Here is a 14,892-nt window from a genome sequence, read left to right as displayed (position 1 = left end):
GCGCGGGTTTTCGGGTGTGCTCTGAAAGCGCCAAAGGCTGGAGGCCCTTTGGGAGCCTCCAGCCCTTGCGCAAAGCCGAATTACTTGAGTTCGGCCTTGGCGCCAGCTTCCACCAGCTTCTTGACGGCTGCTTCGGCGTCGGCCTTTGCAATGCCTTCCTTGACGTTCTTGGGAGCGCCGTCCACCAGGTCCTTGGCTTCCTTGAGGCCCAGGCCGGTGATTTCGCGCACCGCCTTGATGACGGACACCTTGTTGGCGCCAGCGTCGGTCAGCACCACGTTGAATTCCGTCTTTTCTTCAGCAGCAGCAGCGCCACCGCCGCCACCAGCGGCAGCAGGAGCAGCCATGGCTGCAGCGCTCACGCCAAACTTCTCTTCAATGGCCTTCACCAGGTCATTGAGTTCCAGGACCGTCATGCTGTCCAGCGCGGTCAAGAATGCGTCTTTATCGAATGCCATTTTGATTTCCTAACAATTGGTTAACAGGTTATTGCCGGCGCTTGGTGTTCAAGCAGCAGCGGCTTCGCCTTCGCCTTTTTTGGCCGCCAGAGCACCCAGCACCACGGCGGTACGGGACATTGGCGACATCAGCAAGCCACACAGCTGAGCCAGCAGAACTTCCTTGGTAGGAATGTTGGCCAGTTGCTTCACGCCGTTCACGTCCAGGGCTTTCCCTGCGAAGGCACCGCCGCGAATCACCAGCTTGTCGTTGGTCTTCGCGAAATCGGCCACCACCTTGGCGGCGGCCACAGCGTCTTCGGAGAAGCCATAGATCAGAGGACCGGTCATCTGATCGGCCACCACGTCAAACTGGCTGCCAGCCACAGCACGGCGGGCCAGGGTGTTCTTCAGAACACTCAGGCTCACGCCCTTGCTGCGGGCGTCAACGCGCAGTTTGGTCATGTCGGCGACCGTGATGCCGCGGTATTCCGCGATCACAAGCGTTTGAGCTTTAGCGGCGAGGCTGGTCACTTCATTGATGACCGCTTCTTTCTCACTGCGATTAAGACTCAAGGTCTACTCCTTAAAATGCGCACTCGGCAGGCGCCTCGTGCGCGCTCTTGTTGCAGCGACCAACTGTTTTAGGAAAATTTCCATCTGCAGCGGGATCGCCATCTGCGTTGGCACCCAGCCCGGGTTTATGCGCGACCGGCTCGCGCACCAACGGTCTTGGATGGCCCGCCACTGACCAAACAGCAGCGGCCCACCACATCAGCGCTGCCATACGGCCGCGCTGAAGATTTCTTGCAATTACGCCGAGATGGATTGCGTGTCCACGCGGACACCCAGACCCATCGTGGAAGACACAGCCACCTTGCGCAGGTACAGGCCCTTGCTGGTTGCGGGCTTGGCCTTGTTCAAGGCTTCGATCAGCGCAGCCAGGTTGCCTTGCAGCTTTTCGTTGTCGAACGAACGGCGACCGATCGTGCTGTGCACGATACCGGCCTTGTCCACGCGGAACTGCACTTGACCTGCTTTGGCGTTCTTCACAGCCGTAGCAACGTCAGGCGTCACAGTGCCCACCTTGGGGTTGGGCATCAGGCCGCGCGGGCCCAGGATCTGACCCAGCGTACCCACAACGCGCATCGCGTCAGGGGCAGCGATCACCACGTCGAAAGGCATGTCACCGGCCTTGACCTGAGCGGCCAGGTCGTCCATGCCCACCACGTCAGCGCCAGCAGCCTTGGCTTCTTCCGCCTTGGCACCTTGTGCGAACACGGCCACGCGGGTCGTCTTGCCGGTGCCGTTAGGCAGCACCACGGCGCCACGCACCACTTGGTCGGACTTCTTGGCATCAATGCCCAATTGCACGGCCACGTCGATGGATTCATCGAACTTGGCGGTGGCAGCTTCCTTCACGATGGCCACGGCCTCGGCGAAAGCGTACAGCTTGGTGCTGTCAACCTTGCCTTGCAGCGCCTTTTGCTTCTTCGTCAGCTTTGCCATGATCAGAGACCCTCCACCGTCACGCCCATGGAACGGGCAGAGCCAGCCAGCGTACGCACGGCGGCGTCAACATTGGCAGCGTTCATGTCCTTCAGCTTGGTCTTGGCGATTTCTTCAAGCTGTTCGCGCGTGATCTTGCCGACCTTGGTCTTCAGAGCGTTGGAAGAACCCTTTTCGAGCTTGATGGCCTTCTTGATCAGAGTCGTCGCAGGCGGCGTCTTGATGATGAAGGTGAAGCTCTTGTCTGCAAATGCCGTGATGACCACGGGCAGTGGCAGACCGGGCTCGACACCTTGAGTCTGCGCATTGAATGCCTTGCAGAACTCCATGATGTTGAGACCACGCTGGCCCAGTGCGGGACCGATGGGTGGGGATGGATTGGCCTTACCAGCTGGAACTTGCAGCTTGATAAAACCGACGATTTTCTTCGCCATGCTTTACTCCTTGCGGGTGATGACGCCTTGGCCTGACGGCCGCAGCTCCCCGGGGTTAACGACTCACAACACTTTCATCCGCACCGAGCCGAAAGGTGCGGCATCCAAAAACAACAGGGGCAGGTGTCAGGTCTTCTCGACCTGTCCGAATTCGAGCTCCACCGGGGTGGAACGGCCGAAGATCATCACGGACACCCGTACACGGCTCTTCTCGTAGTTCACCTCTTCCACCGAGCCATTGAAGTCGGTGAAAGGACCTTCCTTCACGCGGACCAGCTCGCCCACCATGAATTCAATCTTGTGGCGCGGCTTGTCCGTGCCTTCCTGCATCTGGCTGACGATCTTCTGCACCTCGTCTTCCGAGATGGGGGCCGGGCGGTTCTTCGCACCACCCACAAAGCCCGTCACCTTGTTGGTGTGCTTCACCAAGTGCCAGGTGTCATCGTCCATGACCATTTCCACGAAGACGTAGCCAGGAAACAGGCGGCGCTCTGTGGTCTTGCGCTGGCCGTTCTTCATTTCGACCACCTCTTCGGTCGGCACCAGAATGCGGCCAAACTTGTCCTGCATCCCAGCGCGGCCGATGCGCTCCTGGATATTGCGCTCCACCGCTTTTTCCATGCCCGAGTAGGCGTGGACGATGTACCAGCGCAGATCGGGGTTGGCCGAAGCAGAAGCGCCTGCAGGAGCCTCGGCTCCGGTGATGTCTGCAGTGGTTGTCATCATTTTCTCCAACCCAGAATCAGGTCGTACAGAACCCATTCCAGCGTTTTATCTGTGAGCCACAGGAACAGCGCCATGACCACCACAAAGGCGAAAACGTAGGCCGTCATCTGCAGCGTTTCCTTGCGCGTGGGCCAGACGACCTTCTTGACTTCACGCCAGGCATCCTTGGCGAAGGCCACGAACTGACGACCCGATTCCGACACAAGGAAAACACCCGCAGCCGCCAGCAGTCCCACAACGAGCACAGCCCATTGCACATAAACGCCCTGCTTCGCCAGCAGATAAAAACCTGCGACCGACGCAATAACCAAAGCCGCCACCGCAGCGAGCTTCGCCTTGTCCGCGCCTGTATTGACTGTTTCGACCTGTGAGGTGGCCATTTTTGAGTAGTTCCTGCTTGCAATTCACGGCGTCGCACAAGACACCGAAGCCCGCCAGATTCTGGCGGGCTTTTGGGAGGCCACTTTCAAGTGGCAGGGGCAGTAGGAATCGAACCTACAACCTTCGGTTTTGGAGACCGACGCTCTGCCAATTGAGCTATACCCCTGTATACCTTGCTTGGTTAAGCAATGATCTTGGCCACGACGCCAGCGCCCACCGTACGGCCGCCTTCGCGGATAGCGAAGCGCAGACCTTCTTCCATGGCGATGGGGTTGATCAGCTTCACAGTGATCGACACGTTATCACCAGGCATGACCATTTCCTTGTCGGCGGGCAGCTCGATGGCGCCCGTCACGTCGGTCGTGCGGAAGTAGAACTGGGGACGGTAGTTGTTGAAGAAAGGAGTGTGGCGGCCGCCTTCGTCCTTGCTCAGCACATACACCTCAGCCGTGAAGTGGGTGTGGGGCTTGATCGAGCCGGGCTTGCACAGCACCTGGCCGCGCTCCACATCTTCGCGCTTGGTGCCGCGCAGCAGCAGGCCGACGTTGTCGCCAGCCTGGCCCTGGTCCAGCAGCTTGCGGAACATTTCCACGCCGGTGCAGGTGGTCTTTTGCGTGTCGCGGATACCCACGATTTCGATTTCTTCGCCGACCTTGATGATGCCGCGTTCCACGCGACCGGTCACCACGGTGCCGCGGCCGGAGATGGAGAACACGTCTTCCACGGGCATCAGGAAGGCACCGTCCACAGCGCGCTCAGGCGTGGGGATGTAGGTGTCCAGGGCTTCGGCCAGCTTCATGATGGCTTCTTCACCCAGCTTGCCCTTGTCGCCTTCCAGGGCGAGCTTGGCAGAGCCGCGCACGATGGGGGTGTCGTCGCCTGGGAAGTCGTACTTGTCCAGGAGTTCGCGCACTTCCATTTCGACGAGTTCGAGCAGTTCTTCGTCGTCCACCATGTCGCACTTGTTCAGGAACACGATGATGTAAGGCACGCCCACTTGGCGGGCCAGCAGGATGTGCTCGCGGGTCTGGGGCATGGGGCCGTCAGCGGCCGAGCACACCAGGATAGCGCCGTCCATCTGGGCAGCGCCGGTGATCATGTTCTTCACGTAGTCGGCGTGGCCGGGGCAGTCCACGTGGGCGTAGTGGCGGTTGGCCGTTTCGTATTCCACGTGAGCGGTGTTGATCGTGATACCGCGGGCCTTTTCTTCAGGGGCTGCGTCGATCTGGTCGTATGCCTTGGCTTCGCCGCCGAACTTGGCGGACAGCACGGTGGCGATGGCCGCCGTCAGCGTCGTCTTGCCATGGTCCACGTGGCCGATGGTGCCCACGTTGACGTGAGGCTTGGTGCGCTCGAACTTTCCTTTTGCCATTTTTCCGACTCCGAAAAAAATCTATACCAATTCAACAGGATTTCGGCGCAACCAGAAACGGACGCACCTAAAAATGGTGCCCATGGCGGGAATCGGACCCGCGACCTCTCCCTTACCAAGGGAGTGCTCTACCACTGAGCCACATGGGCAGCTTGATGCCACTTGCGCAACACCAAAAACTCTAACTCAACAACCAGCACACACAAGCAATGGAGCGGGAGACGGGAATCGAACCCGCGTCATTAGCTTGGAAGGCTAGGGTTCTACCATTGAACTACTCCCGCATCGGCAACAACCTTTGCGAATTCAGCCCCACATCGCTGCAAGCACTGAACACCAGCTCTCGACACTGCTTTTCTGGTGGAGGGGACTGGATTCGAACCAGTGTAGGCGTAAGCCAACAGATTTACAGTCTGCCCCCTTTAGCCACTCGGGCACCCCTCCGGAGAATTTCGAATTATAGCACCGTTTTTGCCAGGGCAAGAAAAGTTGCTTGATTCAACGTGGCGCGGCTGGCGGGGATCGAACCCACGACCCTTGGCTTCGGAGGCCAATACTCTATCCACTGAGCTACAGCCGCACACGTGCTTCGGCACAGCTGCGCATTATCGCACGCCCGCCCAAACGATCAGCGGAGCGTGCGCAACTCAATCGACTCGGCGGGCAAAGCGAGCCCGAGGCCTGAAAGGTAGGCATCCGTGCTCACGCGCCCCACCCGCGGCAGATCGAAACCGCCGTCGTTCAATATCCAGTTCTGCATCAACCCATCGAACAAGGCATGCAGACCCATCGCTGCCTCCATAGGAGTCATCGGCAATGCAATGCCCTGCTTCTGCGCCGCCACCTCGAAGTCGCGCGCCAACTGGCGAGTGAAGGCGTCCGAGGCCGCAATGTGCCGCTCCCGAACACCAGCAAGCTCGGTCACATATTCCACGCGGTAAAGCGCAATCTCAAAAACCCGCCGTGTGCGCTCATCCGACGACACCATCTGCAACACCAGCGCCATCACGGCCCGCAGGCGCTGCACTGGATCAGGACAGGTGCTGGACTCAAATGCACTGGCCCCCTGCTCAAGCGGCAGGCAGGCACGTTCCATCATGGCGTTGAACAGATCCACCTTGTCCTTGAAGTGCCAGTAGATGGCACCGCGGGTAGCACCTGCAGCCTGGGCAATATCGCTCAGCGAAGCCCGCGACACCCCTTTTTCCAAAAACACCTTTTCTGCCGCGTCAATCAGTCCGTTGCGTGTGGCAATTGCATCTTCTTTTGTCTTGCGCGCCATGTCGTGTGCCTCCATCCTCAAACGCCGGAAATGCCCACCATCCAAAACATATGCAGAACGGCGATCTCATAATTATACATTCATGCTTGTATGTATAATTACCCGCTTCCCCAGTCGGGCTCTGGCCAGAGGCTGTTTTTGCCCTTCGCCCATCCCCTACAACCCCATTCCTTGATGCCCATCAAAAGGACTCTCATGCCCCAACTGCGTGAAACCTCCGCCGTTCCGCCCATTCATGCTGCGACCGCGTCGCGAACGCTCGCCCTGGCAACCCTCGTCACAGCCGCCATGCTCCTGACAGCCTGTGGCAAAACCGACGCCCCGGCAGGCGCTGGGGGTGGAGGCCCGCAAATGCCCCCTGTGGAGGTGGGTGTCGTCACAGCTACACCCGGCGACGTAGGGCTGGTCACTGAACTTCCTGGGCGTGTGGAAGCCTCCCGAGTGGCGCAGGTGCGCGCACGGGCCGCAGGCATCCTGCAACAGCGCCTGTTCAAGGAAGGGAGTGACGTCAAGGCCGGACAAGCTCTGTTCCGCATCGATTCCGCGCCCTACGCAGCCGCGTCCGAAAGTGCCCGCGCAAGTCTCGCCAAAGCCCAGGCCAATCTGGCGCAAGCCAGCGCGCTGGTGGAGCGCTACCGCCCCCTCGTGAGCGCCAACGCGATCAGCAAGCAGGATTTCGTCAATGCCGAAGCCGCAGAGAAGCAGGCGCAAGCCGACGTGGCAGCCGCCAAGGCCGCCCTGCGCACGGCCGATATCAACCTGGGCTATGCCAGCGTGACATCCCCCATTTCCGGGCGCATAGGCCGCGCGCTGGTCACCGAAGGCGCTCTGGTCGGCCAGGGCGAAGCCACGCCGCTGGCAGTGGTACAGCAGATTGATCCGGTGTATGTGAACTTCACCCAGTCGGCCACGGACGTGTTCCAGTTGCGGCGTGCCATGGAAAGCGGCCAGTTCAAGCGCGCCCCCAGCGGCGATGCAGCCAGCGTCAGGCTGGTCCTCGGCGACGGATCTGAATACGGCCTGCCAGGCAAGCTGCTGTTCACCGACCTCTCGGTGGACTCCACCACGGGCCAGGTGACGCTGCGCGCCGAAGTGCCCAATCCCAAGGGCGAACTCCTCCCCGGCCTGTACCTGCGCGTGCGCATCGAGCAGGTGCAGGCGAGCAATGCCATCACGCTGCCGCAGCAGGCTGTGACCCGCACCCAGCAGGGCGACACCGTGAGCGTGGTGGGCGAGGACGGCAAGGTCTCGCAGCGGTCCGTGAAGATCAGCGCCGCGCAGAACAACCGATGGGTGGTGCTGGACGGACTGAAGGCCGGAGAAAAGGTGATGGTGGACGGCTTCCAGAAATTGCAGATGCTGCCCCCCGGCACTCCGGTGAAGCCAGTTCCCTGGCAAGCCCCCGGCACGCCAAGCGCAGCAGCTGCGCCGGCCGCCGAAGCCCCCGCCGCCACAGCTCCCGCAGCCGCGGCGTCCAAGCCATAAGGGGCACCACAGATGGCCAAATTTTTCATTGATCGACCCATCTTTGCGTGGGTCATCGCCCTGTTCATCATGGTGATGGGCGGCGTGGCAATCACGCAGCTGCCCATCGCGCAATACCCGCCGGTGGCGCCGCCCGCCATCGTCATCAACGCAGCGTACCCCGGCGCTTCCGCGCAGACGCTGGAGGACAGTGTGCTGTCCGTCATCGAACGTGAGATGAATGGCTCACCGGGCCTTATCTATATGGAGTCGGTGGCGCAAGCGGATGGCTCCGGCAGCATCACGCTGAGCTTTCAGCCCGGCACGAACGCCGAACTGGCCCAGGTGGACGTGCAGAACCGGCTGTCGCGCGCCTCGCCCCGCCTGCCCTCAGCCGTGACCCAGCAAGGGGTGCGCGTGGACAAGTCGCGCTCCAACTTCCTGCTGTTCACGATGCTCTCTTCGGAGAACCCGAAGATGGACACGGTCGCCCTGGGCGACTACGCATCGCGCAACATCGTGCCCGAGCTGCAGCGTGTTCCCGGCATCGGCCAGGCGCAGCTGTTCGGCACCGAACGCGCCATGCGCATCTGGATTGATCCGGCGAAGATGGTCAGCTTCAACCTTTCGTCCGCCGAGATCACCGCCGCCATCCGCGCCCAGAACGCGCAGGTGGCCAGTGGCACCATCGGGGACCTGCCCAATGTGGCGGGGCAAGGCATTGCCGCGACCGTGGTGGTCAACGGGCAACTCTCCAGCGTGGAGCAGTTCGGCAACGTGGTGCTGCGCGCAAACACGGACGGCTCCACGGTGCGCATCAAGGACGTGGCGCGTGTGGAATTGGGCGGGCAGGCTTATGCCACCTCGGCCCGCCTGAACGGCAAGCCTGCGGTGGGCATTGGTGTGCAGTTGTCGCCCAGCGGCAATGCGCTGGAGGCCGCGAAGGCCGTGCGCGCCAAGATGGACGAGCTGTCGCGTTATTTCCCCGAAGCGACGAGCTGGAGCATCCCCTATGACAGCTCACGCTTCGTGCAGATCTCCATCACGCAAGTGGCCATCACGCTGCTGGAGGCAGTGGCCCTGGTGTTCCTGGTGATGTTCCTGTTCCTGCAGAACTGGCGCTACACCATCATCCCCACCATCGTGGTGCCCATCGCCCTGCTGGGCACGTTCGCCACGCTGCTGGCGCTCGGGTTCTCGATCAACGTGCTGACAATGTTCGGCATGGTCCTGGTCATCGGCATCGTGGTGGACGACGCCATCGTTGTGGTGGAGAACGTCGAGCGCATCATGAGCGAGGAAGGCTTGCCCCCGCTGGAGGCCACGCGCAAGGCCATGCGCCAGATCTCGGGCGCCATCATCGGCGTGACGGTGGTGCTGATCTCGGTGTTCGTGCCCCTAGCGTTCTTCGCGGGCTCCACCGGCAACATCTACCGCCAGTTTTCGGCGGTGATGGTGGCCTCCATCGGCTTCTCGGCCTTCATGGCGCTGTCGCTCACGCCTGCGCTGTGCGCCACGCTGCTCAAACCGGTCGCGGCGGGCCACCACCATGAAAAGTCCGGCTTCTTTGGCTGGTTCAACCGCGGTTTCACGCGCACGGCCAAGGGCTACGAAGGCGTGGTGGCGCGCATGCTCAAGCGTGCGGCACGCTACCTGATCATCTACGCCGCCATCATCGGCGCGGTGGTGGTGGTCTACATGCGACTGCCCACCTCGTTCCTGCCCGGCGAAGACCAAGGCAACATCATCGTGAACGTGCAGCTGCCGCCAGGTGCAACGCAGGAGCGCACGCTGGCTGTGATGCAGCAAGTGGAAGACTTCATCCTCAAGCAGCCCGAAGTGCAGAGCATGGTCGGCGTGCTGGGCTTCAGCTTCTCGGGCCAGGGCCAGAACGCAGCGCTCGCGTTCGTGACCTTGAAAGACTGGAGTGAGCGCCACGGCCCCGGCCAGTCCGCGCAGGACGTGGCGAACCGGGCCTTTGGCGGGCTGATGGGCATCCGCGATGCCTTCATCTTCCCGCTGAGCCCGCCGCCCATCCCTGAACTGGGCAACGCCAGCGGCTTCACCTTCCGCCTGCAGGACCGCAGCGGCGCAGGCCACGAGGCCCTGATCAACGCGCGCAACCAGCTGCTGGGCATGGCCTCTCAGAGCAAGGTGCTGGCCCAGGTGCGCCCGGACGGCTTGGAAGATGCGCCCCAGTTGCAGATCGACATCGACCGGGACAAAGCGAACGCCTTGGGCGTACCGTTCGACGCGATCAACTCCGCGCTGTCCACCGCACTGGGCTCCACCTACGTGAACGACTTTCCCAATCAGGGCCGTCTGCAGCGCGTGGTGGTGCAAGCTGATGCGCCCGCCCGCATGCAGCCAGACGACTTGCTCAAAATCAACGCCAGCAACAGCCAGGGCAAGCCCGTGCCCCTGTCCGCTTTCGCCACCACCCGCTGGGTGAATGGCGCGCAGCAGACGGTGCGCTACAACGGCTACCCCGCCATCCGCATCTCGGGCGCGCCTGCGCCGGGGCAGAGCACGGGGGCCGCCATGGCCGAGATGGAGAAGCTGGCCGCCCAGCTGCCCGCGGGTTTCGGCTACGAATGGACAGGCCAGTCGCGCGAAGAAAAGCTCGCGGGCGCCCAGTCGCTCATCCTCTACAGCTTCGCCATCCTGGCAGTGTTTTTGTGCCTTGCCGCGCTGTATGAAAGCTGGTCGATTCCGCTCGCGGTGATCCTGGTGGTGCCCTTGGGTGTGCTGGGCGTGCTGCTGGCCACGCTGCTGCGCGGCTATGCCAACGACGTGTACTTCCAGGTGGGGCTGATCACGATCATCGGCCTGTCGGCCAAAAACGCGATTCTGATCATCGAGTTCGCCAAGGACTTGCAGGCCCAGGGCCGCAGCGTGGTGCAGTCGGCGCTGGAGGCAGCGCACCTGCGCTTTCGCCCCATCATCATGACTTCCATGGCCTTCGGCCTGGGGGTGGTGCCGCTGGCCATTGCTTCGGGAGCGGGCTCAGCCAGCCAGCGGGCCATCGGCACCGGCGTGCTGGGCGGCATGGTCACCGGAACCGCGCTGGCCGTGTTCTTTGTGCCCGTGTTCTTTGTGGTGGTGCGCTCCCTGTTCAAGGGCAGCGCCCGCCAGCAGGAAATGAACCGGCGCCATGCCGAAGAAGCAGGAGTTGGAATCCATGACTAATCACCGCAGCACCCTTGTGGCCCTGGCGGCCGGCGCGCTGCTGGCAGGCTGCTCGTTCATCCCCACCTACGAGCGCCCTGCCGCGCCAGTGCCCTATACCTACGCCACCGGCGCCGCGCAGGAATCCACCGCACCCGCCGCGTGGCAGGACTACTTTGCCGAGCCCCGGCTGCGCCAGCTGATCGAGATCGCGCTCGCCAACAACCGCGACTTGCGCATCGCTGTGCTCAACATCGAGCAGGCGCGCGCCACGTTCCAGGTGCGGCGTGCAGACCTGTACCCTGGCGTGGGCCTTTCCGCCAACGCCAGCCGCGCACCGGCGGCGGGCACGGGCGACCTGACCAACTCCTTCAGCGTGGGGCTGGCCGTCTCGGCGTGGGAGATCGACTTCTTCGGCCGCATTGCCAGCCTCAAGGAGCAGGCGCTGGCGCAGTACCTGGCCACCGAAGAAGGCCGCAACGCCGCCCAGGTAAGCCTGGTCGCGTCTGTGGCCAATGGCTGGCTGAACCTGCTCGCCGACGAAGAGCTGCTGGAGCTGTCACGCCAGACCCTGGCGTCGCGCGAGGAATCCGTGCGCCTGACCAAGCTGCGCCTGGATTCGGGCGTGGCTTCTGAGCTGGACTATCGCCAGGCCCAATCGCTGACGCAGGCGGCCCGCGCCACGCTGGCGCAGCAACAGCGCCAACGCGCACTGGATGAAAACGCCTTGGCCCTGCTGCTCGGCCAGCCCCTGCCCGACGGCGTGCGCGCTAGCCTGGCTGGCAGCAGGCTGGCAGACGCTCCGGCCATGGCGACGCTGCCCGCGGGCCTGCCCTCCGAGCTGCTCACCCGGCGCCCCGACATCCGCCAGGCAGAGCAGCAGCTGATCGGCGCTAACGCCAACATCGGCGCGGCACGCGCCGCGTTCTTCCCGCGCATTGCGCTCACCGCCCAGGCCGGCACGGCCAGCGGCGAGCTCTCCGGCCTGTTCAAGAGTGGCTCTTGGGGCTTCACCATCGCTCCGTCGCTGCTGCTGCCGATCTTTGATGCGGGTCGCAACCAAGCCAACCTGGACAGCGCCCAAGCGGGCCGGTCCATTGCCGTGGCCCAGTACGAAAAGGCCATCCAGACCGCCTTCCGCGAAGTGTCGGACGCCCTGGCGGGCCAGGCCACACTGCAGGAGCAGGCGCAGGCCCAGCAACTGCAGGCCGAGGCCGAGGCTGCTCGCCTGCAGCTGGCAGATCTGCGCTACCGCAACGGCGTCGCCAGCTACCTGGACCTGCTGGACGCGCAGCGCTCCCTCTTTGCCACCCAGCAGGCCGTGGTGCAGGTGCGGCTGGCGCAGCTGCAGAACCAGGTGGCGCTGTACCGGGCGCTGGGCGGGGGCGTGCCGGCAGACGCGGTGCCAGCCAGCGGGCCGTCCTCCTGAATTGCGGGGCGCCGGGCCCGCAGTGCGCCCGCCTGGGGCGTGCTGGGCCCGCACATATAATTGAGGGTTGATTTCATCATCAAAGCCCCCCGATACAAACTGAGGACGACATGAGCGACAACCACCACGAAGAAGCCCATACCGGACCGATCAAGAACCCCAAACAGCTGCTGGTCGCGGTACTCGCCTCGTTTGTAGTTCCGATCTTCGCCATCATTGGCCTGGTCCTGTATGTCACGTCGGCAGACAAGTCCGCTCCTGGCTCCACCAACCCTGAAAAGGCAATTGCAGAGCGTATCCAGAAGGTCGGCATGGTGGAAATCCGCGACGCCAACCGCCCCCTGGCCAATGGCGAAACCGTCTACAAGGCGCAGTGCGCCGCCTGCCACGCCACCGGTGCGGCGGGGGCACCCAAGTTTGCCGACGCCGATGCCTGGGCCGCGCGCCTGAAGAACGGCTTTGAGGCCCTGGTGACTTCCGCACTCAAGGGCAAGGGCGCGATGGCCCCCCAAGGTGGTGGTGACTTCAGCGACACCGAAATTGCCCGCGCCGTGGCCTACCTGGCCAATTCCGCCGGGGGCAAGTTTGCCGAGCCTGCGGCCCCCGCCGCAGCTGCAGGCGCCACGGCAGACGCTGCCGCCCCTGCGGCGGCAGCCGAAGCTGCAACCACCGCGGCCGCGCCGGCTGCTCCAGCGCCTGCCGCAGAAACCGCACCGGCCGCGGCGACGGCTGCAGCCCCCGTGGCTGCAGCGGCGGCGAACGGCGAAGCCCTGTACAAGCAGGCCTGCCAGGTGTGTCACGCCGCAGGCGTGGCAGGCGCTCCCAAGCTGGGCGACAAGGCCGCTTGGTCGGCCCGGCTGCCTGCCGGGCTGGATGCCCTGCACGCCAGCGTGATCAAGGGCAAGGGCGCCATGCCGCCCCGCGGCGGTGCCGCACAGGCCTCGGATGCCGACCTGCGCGCCGCAGTGGAATACATGACGGCCAGCGTCAAGTAAGCAATAGGCGTAATGAGCGCCGCCCGCAGGGGCGCGCGTTAAAAAACCGGCACGCAATTAAGCTGCCGGTTTTTTTATGGGCGGCCAGTTGCCGAGTTGCTGGCCAGCACGTCCGCGTGGGGGCTGACCACAAAGCCGTAGCGCGCGGGCAGGTCGGCGGCTTGCACGTCCTCGGGCACCCACTGTCCTGCGTCGATGGCTTCGGCCGCAAGGGGCACATCCTGCGTGTGGACCAGGCCCAGCCCCACGGGAGTGGACAGGTACACGCGACCCGCTTCGTCCAGCAGACAGTCTTCCACCGTGGCGCCGAGCCCGGTGTGCGATATCACCGAAAAATCCGGCTGCACGCGCCAGATCCAGGGGGTGAGTTCCAGCTCGACGAACACGCGCTGGGGGCCGTTCTGGAAGAACCACCGTCCTTGCGCGTCGGCCTCGTAGTTGCGGGCGATGAATTCGAGCAGCTTCTCGTGCTCCAGCAGCGAGCCCCGCGCCCGGGGAAACGGCCCCTGGGCCTGCGTGGCGTCGTCGCGCAGATACCAGCGCCCCCGCATGTCCAGGCCCAACCAGCCGTGGACGGCCGGCACGCGGGGCCACTTGGCGATGGCCTGTTTGACGATGTCATCCATGGCGCGATTGTGCGGGCGCGGGCATGCCTGCGGTGTCAGTCTGCGCCGCGAGCCAGGCGCCCACCGCGTCGGGCATGGCACGCACATGCCCGGGCAACCGGCCCTGCGCAAAACCCACGTGCCCGCCGTGCGCGGGCTGCCACAGGGTGACGCAGGGCCCCACCTCATGCACGCCGGGCAGGCTGCTGGCGGGCACGAACGGGTCGTTGCGGGCATTCACCACCAGCGCCGGGATGCGGATATTGCGCAGCAGCGGCTTGGCGGAGGCGCGCTGCCAATAGTCCTCGGTGTTGCGGTAGCCGTGCAGCGGTGCGGTGAAGACGTTGTCAAACGCGTACAGGTCGCGCGCGGACAGCAGCGCATCGCGGTCGAACAACCCGGGGTGCTGCGCCAGTTTGGCCAGCGCCTTGGGCACCAGGGTGCGCATGAACATGCGTGTGTAGATCTGCCGGTTGAACCCCCGACCGATGGCATGCCCGCCCGCAGCCAGGTCGATGGGGGAGCAGACTGCGGCCACAGCATCTGCGCTGCGCGCAGCGTCAGAGCCTACTTCGGCCGCCCAGCGCAGCAGGGCGTTGCCCCCCAGCGACACGCCCACCGCCATCAGCGGGCCGGTGTGTGCGGCGCGCAGGCGCTGCAGCATCCAGCCGATTTCGGCGTAGTCGCCGGAATGGTAGGCGCGCGGCGCGCGGTTGATCTCGCCGCTGCAGCCGCGGAAATGGGGCAAGGCGCAGGCCCAGCCCTGCTCGCGCGCCAGGTCGGCAAAGGCTTCGCAGTAATGGCTGCGTGATGAACCTTCGAGGCCATGGAACACCACCAACAGGGGGCGCGCGGCCTGTGTCAGCGGTTCGGCGCGGGCAGACGGCTGCGCGCCGTCGTCCAGGAAATCGACGTCCACAAAGTCACCGTCAGGCGTGTCCCAGCGCTCGCGGCGGTACACAGGCCGCGCGCCAAACACCCTGCGCGACGCGAGGGCCGGCCAGATGGTCTGCAACTGCCCGCCAGGGAGCCACCGAGGCGCTACGTATTTCATAGCTTTCAGCGCTTATCCAGCAAGCGCTGGGTGGCA

The 14,892-nt window shown here is 63.9% G+C and carries 14 protein-coding genes and 5 tRNA genes; 4 read left to right on the top strand and 15 right to left on the bottom strand.

Features of this window, described 5'->3' with window-relative positions; all coding sequences use genetic code 11:
- Positions 1-80: 80 nt before the first annotated feature.
- The 13 genes from rplL to ACK4HJ_RS14155 all read right to left on the bottom strand — a co-directional run bounded on the left by rplL (position 81) and on the right by ACK4HJ_RS14155 (position 6,141).
- On the bottom strand, positions 81-458 hold the full coding sequence (gene rplL, locus ACK4HJ_RS14215; RefSeq protein ID WP_015012234.1) for a 50S ribosomal protein L7/L12: 378 nt from the start codon (positions 456-458) through the stop codon (positions 81-83).
- 48 nt (positions 459-506) lie between these two features.
- Positions 507-1,013, bottom strand: a complete 507-nt coding sequence (gene rplJ / locus ACK4HJ_RS14210; protein WP_409832672.1) for a 50S ribosomal protein L10 — start codon at positions 1,011-1,013, stop codon at positions 507-509.
- A 237-nt stretch (positions 1,014-1,250) separates the two neighbouring features.
- A complete protein-coding gene (gene rplA, locus ACK4HJ_RS14205; protein ID WP_409832669.1) occupies positions 1,251-1,946 on the bottom strand; it encodes a 50S ribosomal protein L1 in 696 nt (231 codons plus the stop codon).
- Between the two features lie 2 nt (positions 1,947-1,948).
- On the bottom strand, positions 1,949-2,380 hold the full coding sequence (gene rplK / locus ACK4HJ_RS14200) for a 50S ribosomal protein L11 (protein WP_142149034.1): 432 nt from the start codon (positions 2,378-2,380) through the stop codon (positions 1,949-1,951).
- A 126-nt stretch (positions 2,381-2,506) separates the two neighbouring features.
- Positions 2,507-3,103, bottom strand: coding sequence for a transcription termination/antitermination protein NusG (gene nusG / locus ACK4HJ_RS14195; RefSeq protein ID WP_409832665.1), 597 nt, complete (start codon positions 3,101-3,103; stop codon positions 2,507-2,509).
- Positions 3,103-3,486, bottom strand: a complete 384-nt coding sequence (gene secE, locus ACK4HJ_RS14190; protein ID WP_409832662.1) for a preprotein translocase subunit SecE — start codon at positions 3,484-3,486, stop codon at positions 3,103-3,105. The genes nusG and secE overlap by 1 nt, the downstream gene beginning before the upstream one ends.
- Before the next feature lie 91 nt (positions 3,487-3,577).
- A tRNA-Trp gene (locus ACK4HJ_RS14185) sits at positions 3,578-3,653 on the bottom strand.
- 15 nt (positions 3,654-3,668) lie between these two features.
- Positions 3,669-4,859 (bottom strand): elongation factor Tu, encoded by a 1,191-nt coding sequence (tuf, locus tag ACK4HJ_RS14180; RefSeq protein WP_409832528.1) that lies wholly within the window; start codon positions 4,857-4,859, stop codon positions 3,669-3,671.
- 74 nt (positions 4,860-4,933) lie between these two features.
- Positions 4,934-5,008: transfer RNA gene (locus ACK4HJ_RS14175), tRNA-Thr, on the bottom strand.
- Between the two features lie 61 nt (positions 5,009-5,069).
- A tRNA-Gly gene (locus tag ACK4HJ_RS14170) sits at positions 5,070-5,143 on the bottom strand.
- A 74-nt stretch (positions 5,144-5,217) separates the two neighbouring features.
- Positions 5,218-5,303: transfer RNA gene (locus ACK4HJ_RS14165), tRNA-Tyr, on the bottom strand.
- Positions 5,304-5,363: 60 nt separating this feature from the next.
- Positions 5,364-5,439 (bottom strand) — tRNA-Arg (locus tag ACK4HJ_RS14160).
- Between the two features lie 48 nt (positions 5,440-5,487).
- Positions 5,488-6,141 (bottom strand): TetR family transcriptional regulator, encoded by a 654-nt coding sequence (locus ACK4HJ_RS14155; protein WP_409832659.1) that lies wholly within the window; start codon positions 6,139-6,141, stop codon positions 5,488-5,490.
- A gap of 195 nt (positions 6,142-6,336) precedes the next feature.
- Between ACK4HJ_RS14155 and ACK4HJ_RS14150 the strand changes: the two genes are divergently transcribed.
- The 4 genes from ACK4HJ_RS14150 to ACK4HJ_RS14135 all read left to right on the top strand — a co-directional run bounded on the left by ACK4HJ_RS14150 (position 6,337) and on the right by ACK4HJ_RS14135 (position 13,197).
- On the top strand, positions 6,337-7,626 hold the full coding sequence (locus ACK4HJ_RS14150; RefSeq protein WP_409832658.1) for an efflux RND transporter periplasmic adaptor subunit: 1,290 nt from the start codon (positions 6,337-6,339) through the stop codon (positions 7,624-7,626).
- Positions 7,627-7,638: 12 nt separating this feature from the next.
- On the top strand, positions 7,639-10,794 hold the full coding sequence (locus tag ACK4HJ_RS14145; RefSeq protein WP_409832656.1) for an efflux RND transporter permease subunit: 3,156 nt from the start codon (positions 7,639-7,641) through the stop codon (positions 10,792-10,794).
- Entirely contained in the window at positions 10,787-12,202 is a 1,416-nt protein-coding gene (locus ACK4HJ_RS14140; RefSeq protein ID WP_409832653.1) for an efflux transporter outer membrane subunit, read from the top strand. The genes ACK4HJ_RS14145 and ACK4HJ_RS14140 overlap by 8 nt, the downstream gene beginning before the upstream one ends.
- A 110-nt stretch (positions 12,203-12,312) precedes the next feature.
- The gene (locus ACK4HJ_RS14135; protein WP_409832650.1) at positions 12,313-13,197 is read left to right on the top strand and encodes a c-type cytochrome; all 885 of its coding nucleotides are present in this window, start codon (positions 12,313-12,315) and stop codon (positions 13,195-13,197) included.
- Between the two features lie 74 nt (positions 13,198-13,271).
- Here the strand turns inward: ACK4HJ_RS14135 and ACK4HJ_RS14130 are convergent, their stop codons facing one another.
- Positions 13,272-13,823, bottom strand: a complete 552-nt coding sequence (locus tag ACK4HJ_RS14130; RefSeq protein WP_409832648.1) for a DUF2946 family protein — start codon at positions 13,821-13,823, stop codon at positions 13,272-13,274.
- Positions 13,816-14,856: a YheT family hydrolase gene (locus ACK4HJ_RS14125; RefSeq protein WP_409832646.1), complete on the bottom strand. Its 1,041-nt coding sequence runs from the start codon at positions 14,854-14,856 to the stop codon at positions 13,816-13,818. Before ACK4HJ_RS14125 ends, ACK4HJ_RS14130 begins: the two co-directional genes overlap by 8 nt.
- Positions 14,857-14,892: the final 36 nt, after the last annotated feature.

The sequence above is a fragment of the Acidovorax sp. genome (genome assembly GCF_046294525.1).
Classification (GTDB): domain Bacteria; phylum Pseudomonadota; class Gammaproteobacteria; order Burkholderiales; family Burkholderiaceae_C; genus Acidovorax.
Note: the sequence above shows the minus strand (reverse complement) of the source record. Positions and strands in the feature narration are given on the sequence as shown.